This window comes from Bacillus sp. PK6-025, assembly GCF_056530265.1.
This window is the reverse complement of record NZ_CP096509.1, coordinates 489,930-516,408: the sequence shown is the minus strand read 5'-3', so window position 1 is coordinate 516,408 and position 26,479 is coordinate 489,930. Positions and strand designations below refer to the sequence as shown.

The window sequence follows — 26,479 nt, the reverse complement described above, 5'->3', positions numbered from 1 at the left end:
CCTATCATAACATGTATTCAAGCTTCAATCGGGCGGAAAGTTCGCTGATTTTCGTCTCCCGTTCGATGTAAATGCGCTCTGCTTCCTGAAGGCTGACAAGCTGAAACTGTACCTGCTCGCCCGGCATCATCTGCGTCACCTGTGAAAAATCGGCGGATACGATATGGGCGATTCTCGGATATCCGCCCGCTGTCTGTCTGTCTGCGAGAAGAACGATCGGATTGCCGTCAGGCGGCACCTGAATCGTTCCGAACGATACCGCTTCAGAGATCATTTCCAGCGGCTGAGTGAGTTCGAGCGCTTCTCCTTGAAGACGGTACCCCATCCGGTCGGATTTGGCCGTCACCCGGAATGTATCCGCGAAAAAGCGTTCTTGCGATGATGAGGTGAAGCAAGCGAACTGATCGCCTTTGATGACACGAATGACCGGATTCTTTTTTAACGGGAGAAAATATTTGCGGTCGACAGCCCACTTCGGAGCCCCAAAGCCTAAGCCATCGCCATGGTCTGCAAGCTTTCTGTACATCGCTTCCGACAACGGCGTCGGGCTGCCTAGCGATAACACGTCTCCCTTTTGAAGCGCCCTTCCTTGAAAACCGCCGAGCCCTGCTCTGACATATGTGCTTTTGCTTTCCATCACAGGCGGCACATCAATCCCTCCGGCCACCGCCATGTATGCACGGCTTCCGCGCTTGCACATGCCGAATGTCAACACACTGCCTTCTTTGATGAAAACCGGACGCCAAAGCGGGACTTCTTCGTCATTTACCATCAGTGAAAAGTCAGCGCCCGTCACCGCTATAAGAGCCGGTTTTTGAAAGCGGAGAGACGGCCCCGGTCCCATCAGCGTCACTTCAAGTGCAGCTTCGTTCTGGCTGTTCCCCGCGAGGAGATTGGCAATCCGCAAAGAATCGGCATCCATGGCCCCGCTGACAAGCACGCCGTATTTTTGAAAACCTGCGCGGCCCAAGTCTTGAACCGTCGTCATCAGACCCGGCTTTAACACTTCTATGCTCAAGATTTTCCCTCCTTCAGCGCGTGATACTCCTCTTCTGTCACGCTGACAAATTTCACGATATCCCCTGCTCTCAGAAGGCTCGGAGGCTGTTCATAAGGCTTGAATAATTCAAGCGGCGTATTGCCGATCAGCTGCCAGCCGCCCGGCGTTGAAAGGGGATAGACGCCTGTTTGCATGCCGGCGATTCCCACGGAGCCGGCGGGAATCGAAGTCCGCGGAGAGGACCGCCGCGGCGCGGCTATCTTTTCAGACATTCCGCCTAAGTAAGGGAAGCCCGGCGCAAAGCCGATCATATAAACGAGGTACTCACCCGAGGTGTGAATATCGATGACTTCCTGTGCAGTCAGTCCGTTGATGTCGGCCACTTCCTCCAAATCAGGGCCGAAACGGCCGCCGTAACAAACCGGAATTTCCACCGTACGCTGATTTGTTTCTTCTTCCATTGTGAGCTCTTGGAGATGATGTTCGATGAGGGCTTTTACCTTTTCATACGGAGAATCAACAGCCTTGCCGCTCTCCATCTTGCGGTATACTTCAAACGGCTGATAGAAAACGGTCACACTCGTGAAAGCCGGCACACACTCAATAAAACCGGGAAACGGATCGTTTTCAATCCGCTTTGTCAGTGCACTGACGACACGATGCGTCTGTTCGCTTATCCCCTCTCCGAGCTGAATGATAACCGCGGAGTCGCCGAGCGGAGACATTGTCACATTCGATAGATTTTTCATTCTGTTTCACCTTGCCTTTCATCCCCTTAAATCAAAAATCAATACAGATAAACCACTCTGTATTGATTTTTTAGATCCTATAACACGCCAAATTGTTCGTCCCGAACATCGGTAACCAGCATATGGCCGGGCGAATGCGTGATCATCAGCTCCGGCTTTACGTGCATGGCGACGGCCTGAGGGGTGACGCCGCATGCCCAAAATACCGGAACTTCTCCTTTTTTTATCGTGACCGCATCGCCGAAATCGGGTTTTGCGATGTCTGTTATACCGATGGCTTCAGGACTGCCGATATGGACAGGTCCTCCGTGAACAGCGGGAAACCTTGATGTAACCTGAACGGCACGCACCGCCTGCTCTTCCGGAACCGGCCTCATACTGACAACCATCGGCCCTTGAAAACGGCCTACCGGGACACAAGGAATATTCGTTTGATACATCGGAACATTTCGCTTTTCTTCAATGTGTCTGACAGGGATTCCGTTATTGATTAACGCTTGCTCAAACGTAAAGCTGCAGCCGATTAAAAAACCGACCATGTCGTTTTCCCATAAAGAATGGATATCGGTCACTTCATCCGCCAATTCGCCGCGCCTGTATACGCGGTATTTCGGAAAATCGGTGCGGATATCGGCATCCGGCGCCGTGATGGACGGAACCGGAGATCCGGGATCTGTGACATCGAGAATCGGACACGGCTTTTGATTGCGCTGGCAAAACAGCAAAAACTCAAAAGCGAGCTCTTTTTTCAAAATCACCAGGTTTGCCTGGGTAAAACCCCCGGCCATCCCGGCTGTCGGACCCGTTATTTCGCCTTTTCGAATCAGGGCCCTGACTTCGTCAGGGCGCATTTCATTTACATGACGCAACGATATCATCCCCATAACTTAGGAATTTCATTGATTAACGTATAGCCTCCCATGACCGCCATGACAATAACGACCAGAATACCCGGAATTGTAAGCCAGATCGGATGCCTGTAGTCGCCGACGATATTCTTCTTATACGCGCCGATCAAAAGGGATCCGAGTGCGATCGGTAAGATTAAACCGTTTAATGCGCCGGCAAGCACGAGAAGGTTGACCGGCTTACCAATTGTTACAAAGCAAATCGTTGATACGATAATAAAGACAATAATAATGCCGCGCGAATTCTTTTCAATTTTCGGAGAAAACGTTTTAAAGAAAGATACGGACGTATAAGCAGCGCCGATTACAGATGTAACAGCAGCTCCCCACATGACGAGACCGAAGATTTTGTAGCCGATATTTCCCGCAGCAAGCTGGAAGACAGAAGCCGGCGGGTTATCCGGATTAATGTGCAGGCCTTTTGAGACGACTCCAAGTACAGCAAGGAAAAGCGCAATTCTCATGACAGATGTGATCAAAATGCCGGAAACAGAGCTTTTCGTTACTTCAGGAATCGCAGCCCTCCCTTTAACACCCGCATCAAGCAAACGGTGTCCGCCGGCAAATGTAATGTATCCGCCGACCGTGCCGCCGACAAGCGTCACAATCGCAAGAATGTCGATATTATCAGGCATGATCGTTTTTGTTACTGCTTCTCCAACCGGAGGACCGGTCGTAATCGCAACGTACACCACTAATAAAATCATGACAAAGCCCGCGATCAGCGTAAACCGGTCCATCGCTTTTCCCGCTTCTTTAATGACAAAGATCAAAACCGCGATCGCGGCGCTGATGATCGCACCCGTCTGCGGTGTAATGCCGAATAAAACCTGGAGGCCGAGACCGGCGCCTCCAATATTGCCGATGTTGAAAGCAAGCCCGCCCAGAACGACGAGAAAGGCGATGACATAGCCGAGTCCCGGAAAGACGAGGTTGGCGATTTCCTGCCCTCTTTTTTCAGAAACCGCAATGATTCTCCATACATTGGTTTGAACGAAGATATCTAAAATGATGGAAACGAGGATGACAAAGCCGAAGCTTGCAGCCAAGCTCTGTGTAAAGACTGTGGTTTGCGTTAAAAATCCCGGCCCGATTGAGGATGTGGCCATTAAAAAGGCGGCGCCCAAAAGCAACGTCCAGTTGCTTGATGACGCTTTTGTTTTTTTATTTTGTTTCAAATGGTATTCCTCCTTTTGTCAACATCATGTAGAAAAAGCTTGTATTTTAATATCTGCTGCTCTGAGTTCACGGCGGATTTTTTTCGCAAACTGAAGCGCGTGTGCACCATCTCCGTGAATGCACACCGTATCTGCTTTAAGGCTGACATCCGTTCCTTGCAGGCTGCGGACTTTGCCTTCTTTGACCATGCGGATCACCTGACCGACGGCTTCATCATCATCATGAATCAGCGCATCATTCTGGCGGCGGGAAGTCAGCGTTCCGTCTTCCTGATATGTACGGTCGGCGAACACTTCGTGAGCCGTTTTCAAACCGGCTCTTTCACCGGCAAGCACAAGTTCGCTTCCCGCCAAACCGAATAAAATCAGTTCCGGGTCTGTTTGATAAACTGCACGCGCGATCGCATCCGACAGTTCCCGGCTTTGCGCCGCCATATTATACAGTGCGCCATGGGGTTTCACATGCTGCATGGTCACACCTTCGGCCTTTAAAAATCCTGAAAGCGCACCGATTTGATACACGACAAGATCGTATGCTTCTTCAGGCGTAATCGCCATATTGCGGCGCCCGAATCCCGCTAAATCGGGAAGTCCCGGATGCGCGCCGATTTTCACGCCTTTTTCCGCCGCCATTTTGACGGTTTTGCGCATGACGCCAGGGTCTCCGGCATGAAAACCGCAAGCGATGTTGGCTGATGTAACAAATTCGAGAATCTCCTCATCGAGCCCGATTTTATAAGCGCCGAAGCTTTCTCCAAGATCGCAGTTTAAATCAACTTGATTCATCAAATCCCCCCTATATATTGATGCACATTCGGTCGAATTTTAGTATATCCCTCGTTTTGTTCCGATTTTCGGAACCTTAATTCCGAATAATCAAACTTGAATAGATTATATCAAGGATTTGCCCGCTTGGCATCATATTGTTAGAAAACCTCACATAAAATAAATCATTTTTCCTAAAAAGTTTTAGCTGAAAAACCTGATTTCACAAGGTTTTTTCAACTTGCTTCAGTCCATGAATATTTTTTATTTTGCACAAAAAAAAGAGCCGTAAATCGGCTCTTTTTTCGGCTAGGACAATACCCAATGCCTGATCGCTTTTGCGACTCCGTGTTCGATATTGGAATCCGTGATCCAGTCTGCGGTTTCTTTGACGATTTCCTGGGCGTTCCCCATGGCAACGCCTAAACCCGCTTCTTTGATCATGGCGATATCATTTAAACTGTCTCCGACCGCCATCACGTGTTCCATCGTAAAGCCGAGGCGCTCGCATACTTTTGCCAAAGCGGCCGCTTTATTGATCCCGATGGCGTTGACTTCAATATTGGTCGGGCTTGAATTGCTGACTTCCAATTCTTTGTTCTTTTTCAGCTCTTCCAGGACCCGGTTTCTGACGTCGTCATCCGGAATATCAAAGCCGAATTTCAGCCATTCATACGCCTGAATATCCTCAGGAAACTCGCCTCTCCACACTTTATCGACGCTGGCGGCCCAGAAATCGGTGTTGTGCAGATTGCGCAAATCCCACATCATTTGGACATGATCGGGATGAAGCAGCTGACGCTCGACCAGGTTGAAAGACGAATCCCAAATTTCACTGCCGTTTGCCGTGATCAAAAAAGAAGACAGTTCGAGCGACTCCGCCAACTCCCGGCACGTCATCAGCGTGCGGCCGGTACTGAGCACGACATAAATCCCTTTTTCCTCTGCTTCTTTAATCGCATTTCTGTTTTCATCAGAAATGGTCTGTTCATCATTTAATAGTGTTCCATCCATATCCAGAGCTACTAGCTTCACATCGATTCGATCTCTTTGACTGACTGACACGATATTTAAGATACCTCACTTTTTTTAGGCTTTTATCTATTCTAATATAAAAATCGGCCAGGACAAAGAAATCTTAAACGAGCTGTTCCGCCGCCCGTGCGATATGCTCTGCGGTCAAACGGTAATATTTTTTCAAATAATCGATCGTCCCGACCTGTCCGAAGGCTTCATGAACCCCGATTCTCTTGAGCGGAGCGGGATGATGTTCACTCAGCACTTCCGCGACTGCGCTTCCCAATCCGCCTATGACATTATGGTTTTCTGCCGTGACAATCGCATTCGTTTTTTGTGCGTAGCGAATCACGGTTTCTTGATCGATCGGCTTGATGCAATACATATCGATGACCGCTGCATCGATCCCTTTTTCTTTTAGCAGTTCTGCCGCCCGCAAAGCTTCTGCGACCATGATGCCGCTGGCAAACAGCGCCGCATCGCTGCCGTCTTTGAGAACTTTTGCTTTTCCGTCCGCAAATGTTTCATGTTCATCATAAAGTCTGACCGCCTTTTTTCTGATCGTCCTGATATAGTGAATGCCGTACTCTGCCGCAGCCTTTTTGATCAAAAATTGGAGCATTGCTGCATCGCTCGCTTCATAAACAAAGGCATTCGGGATTAGCCGGGCGAGTCCCAAATCTTCAAAGGCCATGTGTGTTCCGCCGTTATGTTCAGCCGTAATTCCCGAATCTGAACCGAGAATCTTGATGTTTGTTTTGGCATAGGCACCTGAAACAAACAGCTGATCAAAGCAGCGTCTTGTCGCAAACTGGGCGAACGTGTGAACAAACGGGATTCTTCCGGTTAACGAAAGCCCGGCCGCAATCCCTATCATATTGGCTTCCATAACCCCGCAATTGATCACTCTCTCGGGAATGCGCCGTTTAATTTTGTCCATGGAAATCGAGCTCATCAAATCCGCTTCCAACGCCACGATGTCCGCGTTTTCCTGAGCCAGTTCATAAACGGCCGAGCTGTATGCCTGCCTCATTTCGACTGCATCCAGCTTGACATTTGCTGCCGCCTCATTCATGCCCTCACTTCCTTTTCTTCAAGCGTTATCATGATCTTTTCGATTATGCGATTTTGTTCATCATTCGCTCTAATGTGGTGGCTGTTCTCCATATTTTCAAAATAAGGGATGCCCTTTCCCTTCACCGTATCAAGGATGACGGCAACCGGCCTTTCCCGCTGGGCTTCTCCTCTTTTGGTCGCTTGATAAATCGCATCCGGTTCATGTCCGTTTACCCTTTCGGAATAAAAACCGAAGGCTGAAAATTTGCTGACAAAATCCAGCGGATCAATAATATCTTTAGTCGGACCGTCCAGCTGTTGTTTATTATCATCCACAAGCACATAAAAATTGTGGAGCTTATGGTGTGCCGCGAATTGGATCGCTTCCCAACATTGACCTTCATTCAGCTCCCCGTCGCCGACAATAACAAAGGTCCGGTTAGAGCGTCCTGAAAGCTTGTGCGACAGTGCGACTCCTGCCGCAGCCGAGATCCCCTGGCCAAGCGACCCGGTCGTCATATCGACTCCCGGTGTTAAATTCCGGTCAGGATGCGACGGAAGAGCCGTGCCGTTTTGGTTTAGCGTATAGAGCACATCTTCTTCAAAATAGCCGGTAAGATGAAGCGCTGCATACAAGGCGGGGCCGCCGTGCCCTTTTGAAAGGATAAAAAAGTCCCGATCTTCCCACGACGGATTGGCGGGATCTATTTTCATCACCTTTCCATATAAAACGGCTAACACATCGGCGATTGACAAGCTGCCTCCATAATGCCCAAAACCGAGGTGATGAAGCTGTTTCAGTGTCAGCAGCCTGATTTGGTCACGAAAACGTTCCATATTGATTTCCTTCACTGACATCATTGCCCACTCCTTTATGCTTCAGCTTTATGATCGGACTTCCCCGCCTTTCCGCGTTTAAAGCCCAGTAAGACCGCACCGGCCACTACCGCTGCAATTCCAATTACAACTCCTCCTGCCCCCAGCAGTTTCAACGCATGCCCAAGCACGATTCCTGTCGCGGCAAAGTCGGTATCGGAAAATGTCGTATTGGCAAAGCCTAAATCACCCATGACCGGCAGCAGAAACACAGGGAAAAACGTAATGATCAGACCGTTGACAAAAGACCCCAAGACCGCTCCCCGTATCCCCCCTGCAGCGTTTCCGAAGACGCCGGCCGAGGCCCCTGTGAAAAAGTGGGGAACCACTCCGGGAAGAACGATGACGGCTCCGGCTGCTCCGAGAATCAACATGCCGGTGATGCCGCCAATGAAGCTGCAAAAAAAGCCGATTAGTACGGCGTTTGGTGCGTACGGAAAAATGATCGGACAATCCAGCGCCGGCTTGGAATCCGGCACAAGTTTGTCAGATATGCCTTTAAAAGCCGGAACGATCTCTGCGAGCACGAGTCTGACTCCCGAAAGAATAATAAACACCCCTGCCGCAAATGTGACCGCTTGAATAACGGAGAAGACAAGGTAATGTGTACCGTCGCTCAACTCGCGCTCCACATAGCCCGCCCCTGCAAATAAGGCAATCAAAACGTACAAGATGGTCATGGTGAGCGCAATGCTGACAGAACTGTCCCTTAAAAATCCGAGGCCCTTCGGAAACCGGATTTTTTCAGTCGAGCGCGAGCCCTTGCCTGCTGCTTTGCCGATTAACCCGGACACAGCGTAACCGATTGAAGAAAAGTGGCCGAACGCGACCTTATCATTGCCGGTTATCTTTTTCATAAAAGGCTGAACCATCGCCGGAAACACACTCATTGTCAAGCCGAGCGAAACCGCTCCGACGCCGATCAAAAATGGACCCTTCAAACCCGCCACCGCCAGTATGACGGCGATTAAACAAGCCATATACAATGTGTGATGCCCCGTCAAAAAAATGTATTTTAATCTGGTAAAACGGGCGATTAAGATGTTGGACAGCATCCCGAAAAACATAATCAGCGCTGTCGCCGTCCCGTATTCGTTGAGCGCCATCGCGACAATCGCTTCATTGTTCGGAACGACGCCGTTCACATGAAAGGCGGCTTGAAACATCTTTCCGAACGGCTCAAGCGAACCAACAAGAATACCCGCCCCGGCTGAAATCACGATAAAACCTAAAAACGATTTCGTCGTCCCTTTCACGATTTCATTGGCCGGCTTTTTTTGAAGCAGAAGACCGATAAAAGAAATGGCTGCAATTAATACAGCCGGCTGGCTTAACACATCCATCATCAGCTTTAGCGCTCTTTCACCCATTTGCAGTTCCTCCTTTTCTGTGATTAAAGCACTCCTTTTTCCTGCAATGTTTTAACCAGTTTTGTTTTCAGTTCATCCATGTCTATAATGCTTTCAAGCACGACGATATCCCGCAGGTGGGCTGCTCCTTCCGCGATATCTTTGGCAACGACAAACAAATCCGCTTGATCAGGAGACGCTGAGCTCAAATCCGAATGATCCACCTCGATCTCCATTAACCCCATTTCCTGCAAAATATCTTTAATATTCATTTCCAGCATAAAACTGCTTCCAAGTCCTGATCCACAAACTGCCAATATCTTCATGTTATCCCTCCTGTTTTTAATTGGATGAATAGGCTTCGATTAAACGTTTGATATGATCCAACGACTCGGTTTCCTTTAAGGAGTCCTGATTTTCTTTATTGCTGAGAAGCCGGGTCAGTTGGGAAAGCGCCTTCAGATGTGTCGTATGGTCAACCGCCGCAATGCAAAACAAAAGCCTTACCGGATACTGTTCATCATCCAAAAAATAGACCGGCTCCTTCAGTTTCAGGAGACTCATTCCCACCTTTCGGACGCCTTTTTCAGGTCTTGCATGAGGAACGGCAATCTCGGGGCCGATGATCATATAAGGTCCCATCTTTTTGACATTGTCGATCATGGCATCTGTGTATTCTTTCAAGATCACCTCCTTATCAAGCAAAGGTTTTGCCGCTGTTTGAATCGCTTCTTCCCAGCTTTTGATTTGGTCAGCCATTTGAATGGTTTCATCTGTCAGCAGATCTTTCAGCACTGGTCGTTTCCCCCTTGTTTCCGTCACTTTTTGAATAAATATAATATTTTTCAATGCTTCTCTTAGGCCTTTTTCGTCTATGATTTTGGCGTGCTTCTTGAGGATGTGAAGAAATTCGTCTGTCAAAAGCTCCTTTTGCTTCACGCCGAACAGTTCCTGATACACTTCATTGACAAGCCTGCTTTTTTCAGCGGGCGTCATCAGCGGCCCGACCATGTAGTATCGTTTTTTGGTTTTAAGCTCAACGGTGGAAAACACGGCATCATAACGGTCAAAGACGTCAGGTGTGAATGCCTGCAAAGACATCGCCTTCTCAACGACAATCTCTGAAAATAGCGATTCAAGCTGGCGCCTGACCATCAAGGATGAGCTGACACCGCTCGGACAAATGACGACAGCTGTCTTTTTCGATGATCCGGACTGTACCGGCTGCTCAAGCAATGCACCAAAGTGAATCGTGATAAAGCCGATTTCTTCTTCTGGAACCGGTTTGTTCAGCAGCGCTTCAAGATGCCGCATCAGCTTTTGAACGATGGTAAACAGTTCTTTGTGCTCTTTCTTAATCTTGCTGAGCAGGGGATTGTGAATCGGAATGCGGTATTTCATTCTGAAATATGCCGGCTTCAAGTGCCGATAAAGAGATCCCGCCACCTCGCGTCTCCTCGGAAATGTGATGCATGCTCTTGATTCAAATTCAAACACAAGCTTTTCACACAGTTGATAAAGCGGATCATGCGCCGGCTGTTGTCCAAATGAAAGCCCGAGCAGCTGGATCAAAATGTAGCAAAGTTCGGTTTCATAGACGGGAATCCGAAGTTCATTCACAAGCCTTACGGCTGCGTTTTTCAGCGGACTTTGCTTTAAAAGCTCCCCCTCCTCCTGGTGAAAACGAACAATTTTTCCTTCGGCCACTCTGATCGAATACATCATCAGAAAGTAAACAAATTCATTGAGCCTTTCTTCAACGAGTTGAATCCTGTATTCTTTCGAGACAAGTTCAACCGCTCTTTTCGTTTCTTGTTGTGTGTGATCGCACGAGCCGGAAACTTTTAAAATATAATAAAGGATTTCTTTGCCGTAAGGCTTTTGCAGAAAATAAGAAAGGTGGTGCATGACAGGAACTCTTTTATCAAACTCGCTTCCTATTAAATGATAGCCGCGCTGTCTTGTATATCTGATCGCCACCAAAAACGGAGCCAGCGCCTCATTCGCTTTTTTCACATCATTCATGACCGTATTTTTGCTGACCTGCAATAACTGTGTGAGATGAGCGGATGAAATCGGCTCCCTGCGGACAAACAGGAACATGTACAAGGCTTTGATCCGCTCTTCCTGTGTAAAAATAAACGAGCGGCCGATGTCTGAACAGGCTTCGGAGAACCGCAATTCAAGCAATTTTTCCGGAACGGCCAGCCGGTTTTTTCTTTTATATTCGATTTCAGGCAGCTGCAAGCCGGTCAGCCGATGATTGATTTTGTCCAGGTCATAGCAGATTTGCCGTTTTGATAATTGAAAATGATCAATCAGCTGATGCATGGTCGCTTCTCTGACACGCAGCAAATATTGAAGCAATTGAGCCGGACGTTTCTCGTTGATCATTTTTGCGCCCCCTTTATTGCCATCATATAATAAAGCGTTTTCATTTTGTTTGCCGATTGGGTACAATTCATGGGACTTCCGATCTTCAAGATTGGTCTGATATCCTTCTTTTTATCGTACAAGCATGAAAAAACCTCTCAAAAGGTGTTGAGAGGTTTTTTTCTATCAATCAGCTGTCATGCCAATATACTTTCATCAAATCTTCCGACCACTTCGGCTGTATGATTTGCCCTTTCGGAAGAAACTCTTTCATTACCGGTTTGATATCGATTACAGGTGTTCCGTCAATCGCATCCAACCCTTTCACTACAAGCTTGCTCCCGGATTTTTCAAGGAGTGTCACAACGGTTGCGCCGAGCCTGTTGGGTCTGTTTTTTCCCCGTTGGGCGAAAATGCCTGTCTCAGGATAGTTTTGATTGTTTCTCGGGCGCCTCGCCTGATATTGTATTTGATCCTCTTTTACTTGATGAAAGTAAAAGATAATGTCCAAATGAGAAAATGCTTCGATCCCTTTTAAAGCGTCCGGATGAATATCTTCAGCCAAATTAATTTCAGAAATCACATCGCCCCAATGATCATCCTGCGGCACAGTCCGCAAGTTTTTCACAAACGCGACAGGCTTTAATTCTATCAATTTTATCCCCCGCTTTCACTTCTCTTCCATAAAAATCCCGATCTCCGCTTTCGCTGCCGGTTTTCCGTTTACTGAGGCGGTTCCGTTGCCGAATAAAAACCCTCTTTTAAAGCGGGAAACTTCAAAATAAAGATCAAGTTTGTCTCCCACAAAGACCTTGCCGGTGTATTCAGCTTTTTTCACCGAAGACAGAAAGCCGATCTCAGCCGGGTCTTTGAGCGCAGTAAATGCAGCGGTTTGAGCCAGCGCTTCAATGATAATAGAAAATGGCATTTCCTTTTGGTTTTCCGTGATAAACCAGTCGTTTTCCGTTATGAATTTATATCCTTTCACCCATTTTCCCGGCTCGCTCTCAACAACACGGTCAATGAATAGAAACGGGTATCGATGCGGCAGTAGAGAATTGTTCACGCTGATCATCCTTTTTTACATGATTATACCGCAGTTTCATTTTTTTCTCTTTTATTTAACGCGATGACACAGAATGAAGCTGCTGAACGCTCAAACATTCCACCATGACAAAAAGCCGGGGTCTAAGCCCCCGGCTTTGCTTCATCAATTCGATTTCAGATTGTCCGGGAAGACGGTCAGATCCACTCCCCATAAATTCGGCAGAATGTAGAACACAGCTCCGACGATTAAAATCAGTGTGAAAATATTAATAACAAAGCCGGTTCGAACCATCTCGCTGATCTTCAATTTGCCCGATGCGAAAATAATTGCATTCGGCGGCGTGCCGACCGGCAACATGAAGGCGCAGTTTGCCGCCATTGCAGCAGGCACCATTAATGCGTACGGGTGAACATTCAGCGCTAAAGCGAGCGAGGCCAGTACAGGCAGAATCATAGTCGCCGTAGCCGTATTCGACGTAATCTCCGTCAAAAAGAGAACCAATGCCGCTGAGATAACAACAATGACCACAAAGTTAAATCCATCCAATACCGTAAGCCTTCCGCCGATCCACTCGGCGAGACCCGTTTCTTTAAAACCGGTCGCGAGCGCCAAGCCTCCTCCGAATAAAAGGAGAATCCCCCACGGCAAGTCCTTCGAAACCGACCAGTCCAATACCCTGCCCCCTTTATTGAGCGAAGGGATCAAGAAGAGCAATGAAGCTGCGAATATCGCAATCATTGTATCGTCAATACCGGGTATTTTGTCATCCCATAAAAATGTCCTCGTCACCCACATAAACGCGGCAAACCCGAAGACAAGCAGAACCATTGTTTCTTCAAAGCTCATCTTTCCGAGCTTTCTTTTTTCTTCGAGAATCAATTCTTTTCCGCCCGGAAGCTCCTTCATCTTGATCGGATGCGCCACTTTCGTTAAGTACAGCCATACCGCTACAAGCAAAATGACAACGACCGGAACGGCAAAAGCCATCCACCCCCCGAAAGACACTTCAACTCCGTACAGCTTCTTAATATTGGCCGCCAAAATAATGTTTGGCGGTGTGCCGATTAGCGTACCGAGTCCGCCGATCGTCCCCGCATACCCGATGCTGAAGATCAGCGCTTTTGAAAATTTCGCTTCTTCTCCGGCTAAATCTTTTCTTTCAGATTTCATGACGGCTGATACCTGATGAATGATAGCGGTTCCAATCGGAAGCATCATCATCACCGCGGCCGTATTTGAGACCCACATGGACAAAAACCCTGTGGCCGCCATAAACCCGAGGACGATCCTTGACGTGCTCGTTCCCACTACAGAAATGATATTAAGCGCGATCCGTTTATGAAGATTCCAGCGCTCCATCGCAAGTGCAATCAAAAAGCCTCCTAAAAATAAAAAAACGATTGGATCGCCGTAGCTTGACGTGACAGCTGCCCCTTCCAGCGCCCCGGTCAGCGGAAGCAGCACGATCGGCAGCAATGATGCAGCCGGAATCGGAACAGCTTCCGTAATCCACCATACCGCAACCCACAACGTGGTCGCCAATACCATTCTTCCTTCATGGCTCAGACCCTCGGGAAAAAAGAACAAAAGGACGGCGAAAAACAATGCAGGACCTAGCAGCAGTCCGATTTTCTGAGGCGTTTTATAGCTCGGCGGCTTTTCTTCCTTCATGGTTTGCTCCGACTTGATCTTTAAATCAGCATCTTTTCCCGCCCTGACAGGCATGGCGAACAAAAGCAGCCTCTTTGCTTCCCGGTGTGATCTCCAAAGCATATCCCATGCTGACACAACGCTTGATTTCATCAAAAATCCCCCTTCCCCTCTATCGATAAAGCGCTTACAATAGTAAATAAAAAGTAAGCTGCCGACTGTCGACAGTTATAACTTAATTATAACGGACAGCTAATGGCAGTCAACACTTTTTTGTCACAAAATACTCAATATTATGGTAATTTTAGGTTGATGGTATTTCTCTCTTTTTGCTAGACTATTAGTGATTTCCGCAGTGAAAAATAAACGAGGTGAACAGCGTGAAGTTTTCCATACAACGTGCAGTCTCTTATCATGATCAAGTCCATCATTATTTAAAAGATATGATTATTAAAGGAGGATATCGACCCGGCGAACGGATCTACGAATCCAAAATCGCCAAGGAGCTGCAAGTGAGCCGCAGCCCCGTCAGGGAGGCGATTCGGACACTTGAACAAGAAGGATTATTATCGATAGATGATAAATCAAAAATTACAGTTTATGAACCGACAATCAAAGACCTTGAAGAAATATACCAATGCCGCCAGGCGCTCGAATCCCTGGCCGTTTCATTGGCAACCCGCCTTGCTTCAAATGCAACACTGGAGCTCATTTCCGAAACGCTCTCTGAAGCGCGTAAGCACCAGGAAACCCAAAGTCCGGAGTCGGCCAATGCACTTCTTCGCCTAAATACGCAATTTCATGATGTCATCATCGAAACGAGCGAAAACGAACGCCTGCAAAAACAGCTGCTTGATTTGCGGTCGCTGACCTTTTTCTATCGGAGCAAAAACCTTGAAAAACCGGCGCGCACCCTTGACATCATCAATCAGCACGAGGAGATTCTGCGTCACATGCAGGACAGAAATGACGCCAAGGCTGCCGAATCAATGAGGAAGCATATAGAGGCAGACCTTTGCTATTTAAAAGAGGTGTTGTTCGGAAGCAGTTCCGCACGCTAAAAAAGCAGGGTTACCCCTGCTTTTTTCAGTTCTGGCAGACAAATTCGGCTGTGCGGTTGATCCCTTTGATGATATCAGGAAGGCGGTCGCGTTCATTCACAATATGAACGCGCTGAAACCCTGCGGCTGCAGCCTTCTTCCCCGCTTCTTCCGTGAGGCAGACCGCCTGCAGACGGGCAGCCGTTTTTTCCGGATGGAGGCCGATTGTCTCAGCCTCGTTTACGAACAGCTCGACGCATGTTCGATTCGCAAAGATCACGATATCAACAGGAAACTCCTCGATCTCCCGTTTAATGATCGATGTAAAGCGGCTGTCGATCATCCTGTCATGTGTAATCAATACCTCACAACCGGAGTGCGGTTGATTTTGCACGGCTTCCCGGCTGCCGATCAGCAAACAGCTGTCCGAAACCGGCATTTCCGCCTGCAGAAAAGCGGAAAATCCCCGTTCTTCAAGAGCTGCTTTTACATGCAGATCTGAAGCGTAGAGCCGGCCGCGCATTTCCCTGACATCGATCTTCAAAGCGGCAAGCCGGCTGAAAAATCTGCGCAGTGACGCACTTGAGGTGAACAGCAGGCTGTCAAAAGAAGCAATTCGCTCTAAAACTGTATCGTCAGGCACCGTTTCGAGTGATTTCCATTTCGGCCATTCAACAACTTCAGCGCCTTGTTCACGAAGCGTCTCCACCGGGACTCGTTCTTCTTCACAGCTTTTGACCGCCATCATGTTCAGCCCGATCAAAGGCTTTTCTTCAAACCAGCTGTTCTGCCTGAATGATACGATGTCGCCGATGACGATGATCGCGGGATTTTTAATTTGATGCTCGGTTATTTTTTCCCTGATATTCTGCAATGTCCCTTTAACGCTCCGCTGCCGGCCCCATGTGCCCCATTGGATGACCATCGCGGGAACAAGGGGAGACTTGCCGTGTTTCATCAGCTGCTCGCATATATAACCAAGGTTTTTGATCCCCATGTAAAAGACGAGGGTTTGGACGCCTTTGGCCAGCCCTTCCCAATTCATTTCCGGTTTGCCCGATTTATCATGGGCGGTGACAACGGCAAAGGATGAAGCGAAATCGCGGTGGGTCACAGGCAGTCCGGCATAAAGAGGCGCGGCGATTCCCGATGTAATGCCGGGCACCATTTCGTACGGGATGCCGTGTTCGCTGACGGCTGCCGCTTCTTCTCCGACTCTGCCGAACACGCTCGGGTCTCCTCCTTTCAGCCGGACCACTTTGAGGCCTTTCAGCCCCTTTTCAATGAGCAGTGCATTGATTTCACTTTGTTTCATATAATGGCGGTCCGGGAGCTTGCCGCAGTAGACAAATTCACATGATGCTTTTGCATGCTCAAGCAGCCGGGAATTGACGAGCCTGTCATACAATATGACATCCGCCGCCTCGATCAGCTTTCTTCCTTTTAATGTGATCAATCCTGAATCGCCCGGTCCGGCCCCGACAAAATATACTTTCCCATTCCCCATCAACTGTCATCCTTCCATCTGCCGATTCTGTGAACGCGTTTGTTTTTTTAATAAAGAGGGAGCACATTCAGCGACCCTTGAGGCTTTTGACAATACATGTCTTTGAGCCGTTTAATAAACGATATACAAATCTTCGCCTTCAACGACCGTTTCGTATGTCTGAACACACCCTGTATCAGGCTCTTGGACTTTGCCGTCTTCAAGGCTGATCTTCCAGTCGTGCATCGGACAGAAGACGAATTTGCCGCTTACCATTCCTTCGGCAAGAACGCCCCCTTTGTGGGGGCAGCGGTTTTCAATCGCGCGGACATTGCCGTTTGAAAGCTTGAATACCGCGATTTCCTTGTCCTCGATAAGCACTGTCTTCCCAAGCTGATTCGGCAAATCCCCGATCTTCGAAACAAACACCTTTGTTAAGTTCTTGTTCACCATGTGAATTCCTCCTCAAGTTGATTTCTCATTTTAAGAAGTGACAACATTTTCGAATAGCTGTTTTGTTGTCTTTTCGTCTTCCAAAAAGTCTTTCCACGGGTCTTTATGGACAGACAGCGCTTGATTGATGCGGTCATTCAGTTCTTTGCGTTTTTCTTTATCATTCAATACGGATTGGACGTGGGACAAGCCGACACGTTCGATCCAAGCAGATGTCCGTTCTAAATAGTTGGCTGTTTCACGATAGTATTGGAGATACGCGCCTGTGATTTCGATGACTTCTTCAGCCGTTTTGACTTTCATTAACAGATCGCCTGCGCGCAAATGCGTGCCTCCGTTTCCGCCGACGTAAATTTCCCAGCCACCGTCGATGCCGACGACGCCGATATCTTTAATGCCGGATTCAGCGCAGTTTCTCGGACAAGCGGAAACCGCCATTTTAATTTTGTGAGGCGTGTAGAGCCCTTCAAATTTTTTCTCAAGGTCAATTCCGAGGGCCATTGAGTCTTGCGTGCCGAAGCGGCAGAACTGTTCGCCGACACACGTTTTTACGGTTCTGAGCGTTTTTCCGTAAGCAAATCCTGAAGGCATGTCAAGATCAGCCCATACTTTCGGAAGATCTTCTTTTTTGACGCCGATCAGGTCGATCCGCTGGCCGCCGGTCATTTTCACTAGCGGAATTTCATATTTGTCGACGACATCAGCGATGCGCCGCAAATCATTCGAATTGGTAACCCCGCCGTACATCCGCGGTACAACTGAATATGTGCCGTCTTTTTGAATGTTGGCGTGCATCCGTTCATTGACGAAGCGGGATTCTCTTTCATCTTCATATTCCTTCGGATTGATCATGCCGAGGTAGTAGTTAAGCGCAGGGCGGCATTTGGAACAGCCTTCCGCCGTTTTCCAGCCGAGCACGTTCATGACTTCTTTCGTATGGGTCAGCCCTTTTTCTCTGATTTCGGCCACGATTTCGTCTCTTGACAGGTCCGTACATCCGCAAATCGCTTCTTTTTGTGCTGAAGCATCAAACTCTGAGCCGAGCGTATGCTGAAGAATCTCAGCGACAAGCGGCTTACATCCTCCGCAAGAACGTGATGCGCCTGTGCAGGCTTTAATTTCATCCGTCGATGTGCAGCCCTGCTCTTTGATCGCCTGAATGATCATTCCTTTCGAAACGCCGTTACAGCCGCATACGATCTCATCGTCGCTCATCGCAGCGGTCAAGCTCATGCCTTCTTCCTGATTCAAAGGCTGCAAGATTGAAATTTTAGAAGTATCTGAAATATCTGCTCCTTTTTGAATCATGGAAAACAGCCTGTTACCTTCGCTGCTGTCTCCGAACAGTACGGCGCCGATCACCTGATTGCCGCGCAGAACAATTTTCTTGTAGATTCCGTCCTGTTCGTCAAACACTTTAAGCGCTTTTTTGTCTTCTCCGTCATCCTCATTAAAATCACCGGCAGAAAAGACCTCAACACCGGAAACCTTCAGCTGGGTTGATAAAACAGACCCTTCATACGGAGCTGTTTCAACGCCGCAGATTTTTTTGGCAAGCACTTTCGCCTGTTCATAAAGAGGCGCGACAAGTCCGTAGGCAATGCCTCTATGTTCCGCACATTCTCCGACAGCATAAATGTTGGGAACTTCGGTTTCCATGTAATCATTGACGACGATTCCTCTGTTTACCGGAAGGCCGCAGTCTTTGCCGAGCTGAACGTTCGGCTTGATTCCGACCGCCATGACGACCAAATCGGCTTCAAGCATTGAGCCGTCTTTGAATTTTAAGCCTTCGACACGTGTTTCTCCGTAAATTTCTTCTGTCTGCTTTTCCAGCAAAAATTTCATGCCCTGCTTCTCCAGCTCTTTTTGCAAAAGCCGTCCTGCGGTTGCATCAAGCTGACGCTCCATCAAATATGGCGCGAGGTGGATAACGGTAACGTCCATGCCAAGGTTAAGAAGTCCGCGCGCTGCTTCCAGTCCCAGCAATCCGCCGCCGATAACGGCTGCTTTTTTGTACGTTTTGGAAGCTTCGAGCATGATATCCGTATCCTTGATATCACGGAATGCTGTTACACCTTCTTTATCCGCTCCGGGCAATGGCAGAATAAAAGGGAGAGAACCTGTCGCCAAAATCAGTTCATCATACGGCTGGACTCTTCCCGCATCCGTGATGACGGTTTTGGACTCCGGATCAACTTTAACGACTTCTTCCCCCGTATACAGCTGAATCCCGTTTTCTTCATACCAATCCCAATCATTCAGTGTAATGTCCTTAACATCCGTATCTCCTTGAAGCACTTTGGAAAGAAGAATCCGGTTATAGTTTGGGTGCGGTTCGTTTCCAAAAATCGTGATCTGAAACTCTTCGCTTGAAATTTTAAGAATTTCTTCAACGGCCCTGACCCCGGCCATACCGTTCCCTACCAGGACTAGCTGCTTTTTTTTCACTATGATCCTCCCCTTTTTCAAAACAATTCACTATACGCCCTAAACAAGTATTCTGTTTACATCTTTAAAACTATCACAAATTATAGTTAATTTTGTAAACTTTTTATGACTTTTTATGACAATTTATTCACATAATTGTCAACTGACGGACGAATTTTTACGGAGCAAACCTTAAATCCCGGCATTCTGCAAGACGGATCGAGCGTTTCCGCTATCAAATCGTTCACATTTTGCGAATCTGCCCAATGCATCGGCACAAAAATGGTATCCGGCCTGATGGCTTCCGATAATTTGCTCCTGACAATGATGCTGCCTCTTTTTGACTCCACCCTGACCAGCACCCTGTCGCTAATGTTGTATTTTTCCGCCGTTTTCGGATGAATTTCCATAAATGATTCAAAGTGTCTGGCCTTGAGTGCAGCGCTCCTTCTCGTCTGTACTCCGGTTAAATAATGAGACATCACCCTTCCGGTCGTCAGATAAAGGGGATACTCTTCAGTCGGTTCATCTTTTTTGATCATTGGTTCGTTCGGGACGACGCACATTTTCGCTTTTTTGTCCGGGTGGGCAAAGGATGATTCAAACAGGCGCTGTGTCCCGGGGTGTCCCTGTTCGGGACAAGGCCATAAAATGCCGCCTTCCTTTCTCAGACGTTCATAAGTGATGCCCGAATAGTCGGCAATTCCGCCGCGGCTCGCTTTTCTTAATTCATTAAAAACATCCTCTGCCGATCGATATGAGAAATAACGGCCTTTTCCAAGCGCAGCAGCAATATCGCAAATCATTTGCCAGTCATGCCTCGCTTCACCGGGGCACGGTTTTGAGGCTTCCCTTAATGTCACTCTGCCTTCCAGATTGGTCATCGTTCCTTCGTCCTCGAGATAGGATGATGCGGGGAGAATGACGTCCGCGAGTCTAGCCGTTTCAGAAAGAAACAAATCAACGGCGGCAAAAAACTTTAATTTTCCCAAAGCGGATTTGACAAAGCCTGCGTTCGGACTGGATACAACAGGGTTTGAACACATTAAAAACATCCCGGTAATTTCGCCTTCATGAACTTTCTCCATCATTTCATAGGCGGATACACCTTTTCCTGGAAGGTCTTCAGCTTTTATGCCCCAAACATCCGCAATATAAGCGCGGTCAGCTTCGTTTTCAATCGACCGGTACCCTGGCAGCTGATCTGCTTTCTGGCCGTGCTCCCGCGCCCCCTGCCCATTTCCTTGTCCGGTGACGGCGCCGTAGCCGCAAGCAAATTTGCCGATTTTCCCAGTTGATATTAGAATATTCAGTAAATTTCTGACGGCAGCCGTTCCGTCCGTTTGCTGTTCAATCCCTCTTGCCGTGAACAGCATTCCCGTCTCCTCACGGGCAAATTTTACTGCAGCTTTTTTAATCTGCTCGATTTGTATCCCGGTTTTGGCCGAAATGTCTTCAAGTGATAAAGACGCCACATGGCGCTTGACCTCTTCAAAACCTTCAGCTCTCTCTCTGAGAAAAGCTCCGTCTGTCAGCTGTCCTTCAATGATGACTTTCAGCATACCGTTTGCGAGCGCGGCGTCTGTCCCCGGCTTGATTTTCAAATGCAGATCGGCGATCTTGGCCGTTGCCGTTTCGCGGGGATCGATGACAATGATGTAGGCCCCGTTTTGCTTCGCTTCTTCAAAATACGGCATGATCGTCGGCTGGCACTCTGCGATATTCGTACCTGCGAGGATGATGACCCTTGCATGGGGGATCTCGGAAAGGGCATTTGTCAGCCCCCGGTCCATTCCAAAGGTTTGATTTGCAGCTGTAGCGGCCGCCGACATGCAAAGCCTGCCGTTGTAGTCAATATGCTTCGTCTTCAGGGCGACGCGGGCGAACTTCCCCAGCAAATACGCTTCTTCGTTTGTAATGGACGCGCTGCCGTATACACCCAAAGCATCGCGGCCATCTTCATGCTGGATCGCTGTTACTTGCTGTTTGATGTACTGAAGCGCTTCATCCCATGTCACACGGACGAAGTCGCCGTTTTTTTTGATCAGCGGATGGGTGATCCTCTCCGAATGAAAGGCATGCTGGTGGGCGTTCATCCCTTTCATGCACAGCCGTCCTTTTGTCGTCGGATTGTCTTTTCCGACCGCCGTGTATTTTTTTCTTGTCACAATTGTCTGTTCAATGAGGTGCATTTTGCACTGCATGCTGCAAAATGGACATTGGGTGTCATACGTTTTTTCGGATTGCACTTCTTTTTGCTTCGTGCGAAAGTACTTTAGCAATCGTTCTGTCAATTCACATCAGCCCTTTTATCGTTTCTTGCTGAGCCAGCCGCTTCTCTTTTTCAAGCCGTTCGATCAGCTGGCCGCGAAGTCCGTTGTCAAATAAAACTTCCCGGATATGAATGATGCCGGCGCGTTCAATCCAATGCCCGACCTTCTCGAGATAATTTGCTGTTTCCCGGTAATATTGAAGAAGGCCTTTCATGAATTCCCCCGCTTCCTCCGCCGAGTCGGCTACTGAAAGCAGCTCTCCCGGAGAAGCATGCTGGCCTCCTTGGCCGCCCGCATAAATCTCCCAGCCCCCGTTTACTTTGAGAAGTCCGATGTCATGAACTGAAGCGTACACGCAATCATCCAAACAGCCCGACACCCCGATCGAGACCTTGGCCGGAATGAGGAGGGATTCTGCTGCTTTTTCCAAGTCTGCCGCCAATGTTTGTATCTGTGGTTCGCCTCGTGAACCGCATGTGCACGTTTTAACCGCGGCAATCCCATGCTGAGGCGGCGGGCAATGCGGCATGCCGAGTTCTTCTTTCACGCGCTCTATATACTCCGGCTTGATACCAGCAAGCTTTAATCTCTGATGGTGTGTCATGTACACCTCTTGTATTTGATACTTTTCAATCACTTCTGCAATGCGCTTCAGCTCTTCGGCATTCGTTCGGCCTCCGTACATTTGCGGAATCATTATATCCGACTCCTTGTCGCGCTCCTCATAGATGATGTCCGGACGGATCATTTTTAAATAGTAGTGAATCGCGGGCAAGCAAATCCGGCAGCCGCTGCTGTTTTTCCAGCCGAGCGCCGAGATGACTTCGTGAACGGAAGAAAGATTTCTTATCTGTATTTCGTTCACGACTTCATCTTCCGTGAATGAAGTGCAGGCGCACATCGGCTGTTCCGCCGCAGATACGTAATCATCCTGTTCAGCGGTATGGAGCAGCAGTTCTTCGACTAACGGCCTGCAGCCGCCGCATGATCCGGAAGCATTTGTACAGCCTTTGACCTCCTCGGCCGTCTTTAAACCGTGCGTCTGTATGGCTTCCATGATCGCGCCTTTTGAAACCGCGTTGCATTGGCAGATCGTTTCACCAAGCGCCATAGAAGCGACTGAACTGTCTTCTTCCGATTGAAACAGCTCTTTTTTGACAACGGTAATATCCCTTTGTTTGATGATGCTTTCCAACAGCCTTCGGCTGCCGCTGGTGTCTCCGTATAAAATCACGCCGGCCATTTTATCCTCTTGAAAAACCGCTTTTTTATAGACTCCTGCCGCTTCGTCAAAAAGTTTAATAGCCGTCGTCGAGTCGTCCTCTGTGATTTTCCCTGCCGAAAAGACATCGATGCCGGACATTTTTAAAGCTGCGGACTGGACGGAGCCCTGATAACCAACACATTCGAGGCCGCAAATATGTTTGGCCAGCACTTTCCCCTGTTCATACAATGGCTTGACTAAGCCATAGACCGTTCCGTTATGCTCCGCGCATTCACCGACGGCGTAGACATTTGGCACATTTGTCTCCATATAGTCGCTGACAATGATCGCCCTGTTGGTTGCAATACCGCTTGCCTTGGCCAGTTCGATATTCGGTCTGACACCGGCAGCCATGACGATGAGATCGGCGCTGATCTTCGTCCCGTCTTTAAACCGCACACCCTTGGCGCGGGATCTTCCTAAAATCGCCTCTGCATCTTTATCCAAATGAAAATGAATCCCTTGGCGCTCCAGCTCTTTCTGGAGCATGGCAGATGCCGGCGGATCAAGCTGGTTCTGCATGATGCAGGAAGAGTGGTGAATCACATCAACCTTCATCCCGAGGTTTGCCAACCCTCGCGCCGCCTCAAGGCCCAAAATTCCCCCGCCGATAACGGCCGCTTTTTTAAACCGCTTTGATGCCTTTATCAATGCCCGGCAATCGTCTATTGTTCTAAAACCATATACCCCTTCTTTATCTGCACCATGAACCGGGAGAATAAACGGGGAAGAGCCCGTCGCAATAATCAGTTTGTCATAAGCGATTTCGCGGTTTTGATCTGTCGCCACCGTCTGTTTAACCGTATGGATTGCGACAGCCGTTTCCCCTGTATAAAGTGTAATCCCGTTTTCTTCATACCAGCTCCGGCTTTTTGTCATCACATCGTTCCAATCCGTTTCTCCCTGAAGGACAGAAGACAGCAGAATCCGATTATAGCTGAGGTGTGGTTCACTGCCGATGATGACGATCTCAAACTGGTTCCCGCCGTGTTGTAAAATTTCTTCGGCCGTGCGAACTCCGGCCATGCCGTTTCCTATTAAAACCAGCCTTTGTTTCCCCATTTTCTCCCCTCCTCTCTGCAGCTTTGCTCTGGATTATTATTTCACATTGCATCGCTAAAGCGTTCAAACCTGTTACATTTCCTGACAAAAAATTTTAGAAACAGGACGGTTTGACCAGTACTCATTGATGACGATTTAACGGCTTTGGCCGCCGATGTTAAAGTTCAACATTTTATCACATTTTTTATCACGTTCTGCTTGTTTCTTTTCCTGCAATCTACTAGGCTTATAAGTAAAGAACATAAGGAATGGAGGAGGAGAATGCTACCGATTAAAAGAAGACAGCAGATATTGGCGTGGGTCAAAGAAGAAGAATCTCTGCGCATTTCAGAAATTTCGAAAAGGCTGAACGTCTCTGAAATGACCGTTTACCGCGACATTAAACCGCTTGTTGAAAACGGACAGGTCATCAAGACGGCAGGCGGAATCACGCTAAACAAGCCGAAGCAGCAGCTTGGGCAGCTTTGCGTCGTGTGCGGAAAAGGGGCAGGCTCGAGGCTTTCCGTGCAAATTGTAAAAAACGACAGTCAAATTGAACAATTTTGCTGTGCCCATTGCGCAATGCTCCGCTATGAGAAAGTGAAAGATGACGTCTCCCAGATAATCTGCAGGGATTTTTTGCTAGATACGACGATCAGCGCCAAAGCCGCCGTCTTTTTGCTGGATACGAATCTTCATTTGAACTGCTGCGAGCCGCAGGCGATCCCTTTCGCTTCTGAAGCGGATGCACGGAAATTCAAAAAAGGCTTTGGCGGGCAGCTGTTATCGTTTGACGATGCCGCGCTTCTCGTCCAGAAAACGATGAAGAACAGCTGCTGCAGCCTGAAGACGTGAAATTTTGTTAAAAGATTGGATGAATGTGATGAAAAGAGCAACACTCTGGACAGTTCTCGCTGTTCTTTGTATCATTCTGCTGCCAAAAGCCGCTTTTGCTCACGCATATATCGTAAAATCAACTCCCGCTGAAAATCAGGAGCTGAAAAAAGCGCCTGCAGAAATCAAGATCGAATTCAATGAAGCGATTCAGAACGGGTTTCATTCGATAACGGTCAGAAATTCGTCGGGTGAGCGCGTTGATTCCGGCAAAACGGAAATCGATCCGCAAAACGCCAAAATCATGACCGTCATGCTGAAACCGAAATTGAAGGATGATATCTACTCGGCCGAATGGAGAGCTGTATCAGCAGACGGGCATCCCGTATCAGGCACGATCCCTTTCAGCATCGGAAACATTCAAGGCGGGCTGCCGAAAGATCAACAAAAACAAGCATCAGGCCTGCCGGCAGCCGATACCGTCATGGAACGCGTCCTTTTGTATACCGGTTTCTCCCTGTTCATGGGGGCCGCTCTCTTTCAGCTCGTATGGTACCGCCCTGAAAACGGCTGGCCGGGTGGCAAACGGCGCCGTCTGAAGCGGATCAAGAATGCGGCGCTCTTATTGACAGGGGCCGCCATCATCATTCAGCTGCCCCTGCAAACCAAAGTAAACGCGGGCGTTTCCTGGATCGGGGCTTTCCAGCCTTCGCTTTTGCAAGAAACGCTTCTGAATACGACGGGCGGAATGCTGTGGCTGATCAACATCGCCATCATCGCCTTGCTTGTTTTTTGTTCGAACAGAAAAGGTCTGAAGAGCGCGATCTTGAGCCTGTTCCTTTTTGCCGGGCTTTTGTTCGTCAAATCGCTCGACGGCCATGCCGCTTCGACGAGCGCCGGCTATATGACAATCGTGATGAACTTCATCCATCTGAATACTGCTTCCATTTGGACGGGCGGACTCGCGATGTTTGTGCTGTTTTTCGGAAAAGACTGGCTGAAGCCTGACAAAAGTTTAATATGGGAAACCATTCGGCGCTTCTCGCCATGGGCGCTCGCTTCTGCAGGGCTTCTTATATTCTCGGGCCTTTTCAACAGCTTCTTCATTGTTCACACACTGGATAACCTGCTAGGGACGGCTTACGGAAAAGCGCTCCTTGTAAAAGCGGCCCTCGTTCTTCTCATGATCGGACTCGGGGCATTACACTATTTCCGTTTTAGAAAAGCACCGAAACAGCAGGGCGCCCGTTCGCTGAAGGCTGAATGGGCGGTCGGACTTCTCATTCTGGTGACCACGGCGGTTTTCACCAATATTCCAAGTCCGCCCGCACCGCTGCCGCAGCCTTTCAGTGAGACGAAGCAATTGACGGAAGGAAACACGCTGTCGCTCCGAATCAGCCCGAACATGCCGGGCTCAAATGCGTTTGAAGTCACAGTCAGAAACAGAAAAGGAGACGTCGTCAAAGATATTCAAAAAATCGAATTAACCGTTGAGAAAACCGGGCTTTTCGGGGATGACAAAGAGAGCACGTTCAGCCTCAGCAAAAATAAAGACGGCGTTTTTCAAACGAAAAATTTAAATTTAAGCGAAGACGGCATCTGGAAAATCCGCGTTCACGGGTTAACGGCGTCATTTGAGGAGATCAGAACGGTTTTCAATGCAAAAATTAATAAAAAGGAGTTTTGATT

At 48.4% G+C, this 26,479-nt stretch carries 22 protein-coding genes; 3 read left to right on the top strand and 19 right to left on the bottom strand.

Annotated features, from left to right (window positions below):
• Nucleotides 1-4: 4 nt before the first annotated feature.
• The 14 genes from M1D67_RS02595 to M1D67_RS02530 form a co-directional block, all read right to left on the bottom strand.
• Complete coding sequence (locus tag M1D67_RS02595; RefSeq protein WP_025810102.1) at nucleotides 5-1,018, bottom strand: 5-oxoprolinase subunit C family protein; 1,014 nt, start codon at nucleotides 1,016-1,018, stop codon at nucleotides 5-7.
• Nucleotides 1,015-1,749: a 5-oxoprolinase subunit PxpB gene (gene pxpB / locus M1D67_RS02590; RefSeq protein ID WP_020450206.1), complete on the bottom strand. Its 735-nt coding sequence runs from the start codon at nucleotides 1,747-1,749 to the stop codon at nucleotides 1,015-1,017. The genes M1D67_RS02595 and pxpB overlap by 4 nt, the downstream gene beginning before the upstream one ends.
• Before the next feature lie 77 nt (nucleotides 1,750-1,826).
• Complete coding sequence (locus M1D67_RS02585) at nucleotides 1,827-2,600, bottom strand: putative hydro-lyase (protein ID WP_479831836.1); 774 nt, start codon at nucleotides 2,598-2,600, stop codon at nucleotides 1,827-1,829.
• A gap of 23 nt (nucleotides 2,601-2,623) precedes the next feature.
• Nucleotides 2,624-3,835 carry an NRAMP family divalent metal transporter gene (locus M1D67_RS02580; RefSeq protein ID WP_101561607.1) on the bottom strand — a complete coding sequence of 404 codons (1,212 nt, stop codon included), beginning with the start codon at nucleotides 3,833-3,835 and terminating at the stop codon, nucleotides 2,624-2,626.
• Between the two features lie 24 nt (nucleotides 3,836-3,859).
• Nucleotides 3,860-4,621, bottom strand: coding sequence for a 5-oxoprolinase subunit PxpA (gene pxpA / locus M1D67_RS02575; protein ID WP_023857912.1), 762 nt, complete (start codon nucleotides 4,619-4,621; stop codon nucleotides 3,860-3,862).
• A gap of 288 nt (nucleotides 4,622-4,909) precedes the next feature.
• On the bottom strand, nucleotides 4,910-5,665 hold the full coding sequence (locus tag M1D67_RS02570; RefSeq protein WP_020450202.1) for a Cof-type HAD-IIB family hydrolase: 756 nt from the start codon (nucleotides 5,663-5,665) through the stop codon (nucleotides 4,910-4,912).
• A 73-nt stretch (nucleotides 5,666-5,738) separates the two neighbouring features.
• Nucleotides 5,739-6,692: a transketolase family protein gene (locus M1D67_RS02565; RefSeq protein WP_025810109.1), complete on the bottom strand. Its 954-nt coding sequence runs from the start codon at nucleotides 6,690-6,692 to the stop codon at nucleotides 5,739-5,741.
• Nucleotides 6,689-7,531 carry a transketolase gene (locus M1D67_RS02560; protein WP_479831575.1) on the bottom strand — a complete coding sequence of 281 codons (843 nt, stop codon included), beginning with the start codon at nucleotides 7,529-7,531 and terminating at the stop codon, nucleotides 6,689-6,691. The genes M1D67_RS02565 and M1D67_RS02560 overlap by 4 nt, the downstream gene beginning before the upstream one ends.
• A gap of 14 nt (nucleotides 7,532-7,545) precedes the next feature.
• Entirely contained in the window at nucleotides 7,546-8,919 is a 1,374-nt protein-coding gene (locus tag M1D67_RS02555; protein WP_039073217.1) for a PTS ascorbate transporter subunit IIC, read from the bottom strand.
• A 23-nt stretch (nucleotides 8,920-8,942) separates the two neighbouring features.
• A complete protein-coding gene (locus M1D67_RS02550; protein WP_003179002.1) occupies nucleotides 8,943-9,224 on the bottom strand; it encodes a PTS sugar transporter subunit IIB in 282 nt (93 codons plus the stop codon).
• A gap of 16 nt (nucleotides 9,225-9,240) precedes the next feature.
• Nucleotides 9,241-11,292 (bottom strand): BglG family transcription antiterminator, encoded by a 2,052-nt coding sequence (locus tag M1D67_RS02545; RefSeq protein ID WP_105979285.1) that lies wholly within the window; start codon nucleotides 11,290-11,292, stop codon nucleotides 9,241-9,243.
• 169 nt (nucleotides 11,293-11,461) lie between these two features.
• Entirely contained in the window at nucleotides 11,462-11,926 is a 465-nt protein-coding gene (tsaA, locus tag M1D67_RS02540) for a tRNA (N6-threonylcarbamoyladenosine(37)-N6)-methyltransferase TrmO (protein ID WP_023857917.1), read from the bottom strand.
• Between the two features lie 15 nt (nucleotides 11,927-11,941).
• Nucleotides 11,942-12,337: a 3-hydroxyacyl-ACP dehydratase FabZ family protein gene (locus M1D67_RS02535; RefSeq protein ID WP_105979286.1), complete on the bottom strand. Its 396-nt coding sequence runs from the start codon at nucleotides 12,335-12,337 to the stop codon at nucleotides 11,942-11,944.
• 144 nt (nucleotides 12,338-12,481) lie between these two features.
• Nucleotides 12,482-14,122: an SLC13 family permease gene (locus M1D67_RS02530; RefSeq protein ID WP_023857919.1), complete on the bottom strand. Its 1,641-nt coding sequence runs from the start codon at nucleotides 14,120-14,122 to the stop codon at nucleotides 12,482-12,484.
• Between the two features lie 227 nt (nucleotides 14,123-14,349).
• Between M1D67_RS02530 and M1D67_RS02525 the strand changes: the two genes are divergently transcribed.
• On the top strand, nucleotides 14,350-15,030 hold the full coding sequence (locus M1D67_RS02525; RefSeq protein ID WP_023857920.1) for a GntR family transcriptional regulator: 681 nt from the start codon (nucleotides 14,350-14,352) through the stop codon (nucleotides 15,028-15,030).
• A gap of 25 nt (nucleotides 15,031-15,055) precedes the next feature.
• On the opposite strand, the gene cobA is transcribed toward M1D67_RS02525, so the two are convergent.
• From cobA to nirB (M1D67_RS02500), 5 genes are all read right to left on the bottom strand, one after another.
• A complete protein-coding gene (gene cobA, locus M1D67_RS02520) occupies nucleotides 15,056-16,516 on the bottom strand; it encodes a uroporphyrinogen-III C-methyltransferase (RefSeq protein ID WP_075213084.1) in 1,461 nt (486 codons plus the stop codon).
• 111 nt (nucleotides 16,517-16,627) lie between these two features.
• On the bottom strand, nucleotides 16,628-16,948 hold the full coding sequence (gene nirD, locus M1D67_RS02515) for a nitrite reductase small subunit NirD (RefSeq protein WP_020450192.1): 321 nt from the start codon (nucleotides 16,946-16,948) through the stop codon (nucleotides 16,628-16,630).
• A 30-nt stretch (nucleotides 16,949-16,978) separates the two neighbouring features.
• Nucleotides 16,979-19,399, bottom strand: a complete 2,421-nt coding sequence (gene nirB, locus M1D67_RS02510) for a nitrite reductase large subunit NirB (RefSeq protein WP_023857922.1) — start codon at nucleotides 19,397-19,399, stop codon at nucleotides 16,979-16,981.
• Between the two features lie 113 nt (nucleotides 19,400-19,512).
• A complete protein-coding gene (gene nasC, locus M1D67_RS02505; RefSeq protein WP_224146460.1) occupies nucleotides 19,513-21,672 on the bottom strand; it encodes an assimilatory nitrate reductase catalytic subunit NasC in 2,160 nt (719 codons plus the stop codon).
• 1 nt (nucleotide 21,673) lies between these two features.
• Nucleotides 21,674-23,977, bottom strand: coding sequence for a nitrite reductase large subunit NirB (gene nirB, locus M1D67_RS02500; protein WP_479831574.1), 2,304 nt, complete (start codon nucleotides 23,975-23,977; stop codon nucleotides 21,674-21,676).
• Between the two features lie 261 nt (nucleotides 23,978-24,238).
• Between nirB (M1D67_RS02500) and M1D67_RS02495 the strand changes: the two genes are divergently transcribed.
• Nucleotides 24,239-24,811, top strand: a complete 573-nt coding sequence (locus tag M1D67_RS02495; protein WP_039073212.1) for a DeoR family transcriptional regulator — start codon at nucleotides 24,239-24,241, stop codon at nucleotides 24,809-24,811.
• Nucleotides 24,812-24,830: 19 nt separating this feature from the next.
• Nucleotides 24,831-26,477 carry a copper resistance protein CopC gene (locus M1D67_RS02490; protein WP_035400577.1) on the top strand — a complete coding sequence of 549 codons (1,647 nt, stop codon included), beginning with the start codon at nucleotides 24,831-24,833 and terminating at the stop codon, nucleotides 26,475-26,477.
• Nucleotides 26,478-26,479: the final 2 nt, after the last annotated feature.

What these genes read in the sequence shown, in the direction of transcription:
- pxpA (WP_023857912.1), bottom strand. Translation starts at nt 4,621, where the DNA reads ATGAATCAAGTTGATTTAAACTGCGATCTTGGAGAAAGCTTCGGCGCT.
- pxpB (WP_020450206.1), bottom strand. Translation starts at nt 1,749, where the DNA reads ATGAAAAATCTATCGAATGTGACAATGTCTCCGCTCGGCGACTCCGCG.
- M1D67_RS02560 (WP_479831575.1), bottom strand. Translation starts at nt 7,531, where the DNA reads ATGTCAGTGAAGGAAATCAATATGGAACGTTTTCGTGACCAAATCAGG.
- M1D67_RS02565 (WP_025810109.1), bottom strand. Translation starts at nt 6,692, where the DNA reads ATGAATGAGGCGGCAGCAAATGTCAAGCTGGATGCAGTCGAAATGAGG.
- nirB (WP_479831574.1), bottom strand. Translation starts at nt 23,977, where the DNA reads ATGGGGAAACAAAGGCTGGTTTTAATAGGAAACGGCATGGCCGGAGTT.
- M1D67_RS02585 (WP_479831836.1), bottom strand. Translation starts at nt 2,600, where the DNA reads ATGCGCCCTGACGAAGTCAGGGCCCTGATTCGAAAAGGCGAAATAACG.
- M1D67_RS02495 (WP_039073212.1), top strand. Translation starts at nt 24,239, where the DNA reads ATGCTACCGATTAAAAGAAGACAGCAGATATTGGCGTGGGTCAAAGAA.
- M1D67_RS02530 (WP_023857919.1), bottom strand. Translation starts at nt 14,122, where the DNA reads ATGAAATCAAGCGTTGTGTCAGCATGGGATATGCTTTGGAGATCACAC.
- cobA (WP_075213084.1), bottom strand. Translation starts at nt 16,516, where the DNA reads ATGGGGAATGGGAAAGTATATTTTGTCGGGGCCGGACCGGGCGATTCA.
- M1D67_RS02545 (WP_105979285.1), bottom strand. Translation starts at nt 11,292, where the DNA reads ATGATCAACGAGAAACGTCCGGCTCAATTGCTTCAATATTTGCTGCGT.
- M1D67_RS02490 (WP_035400577.1), top strand. Translation starts at nt 24,831, where the DNA reads ATGAATGTGATGAAAAGAGCAACACTCTGGACAGTTCTCGCTGTTCTT.
- M1D67_RS02550 (WP_003179002.1), bottom strand. Translation starts at nt 9,224, where the DNA reads ATGAAGATATTGGCAGTTTGTGGATCAGGACTTGGAAGCAGTTTTATG.
- nirD (WP_020450192.1), bottom strand. Translation starts at nt 16,948, where the DNA reads ATGGTGAACAAGAACTTAACAAAGGTGTTTGTTTCGAAGATCGGGGAT.
- M1D67_RS02555 (WP_039073217.1), bottom strand. Translation starts at nt 8,919, where the DNA reads ATGGGTGAAAGAGCGCTAAAGCTGATGATGGATGTGTTAAGCCAGCCG.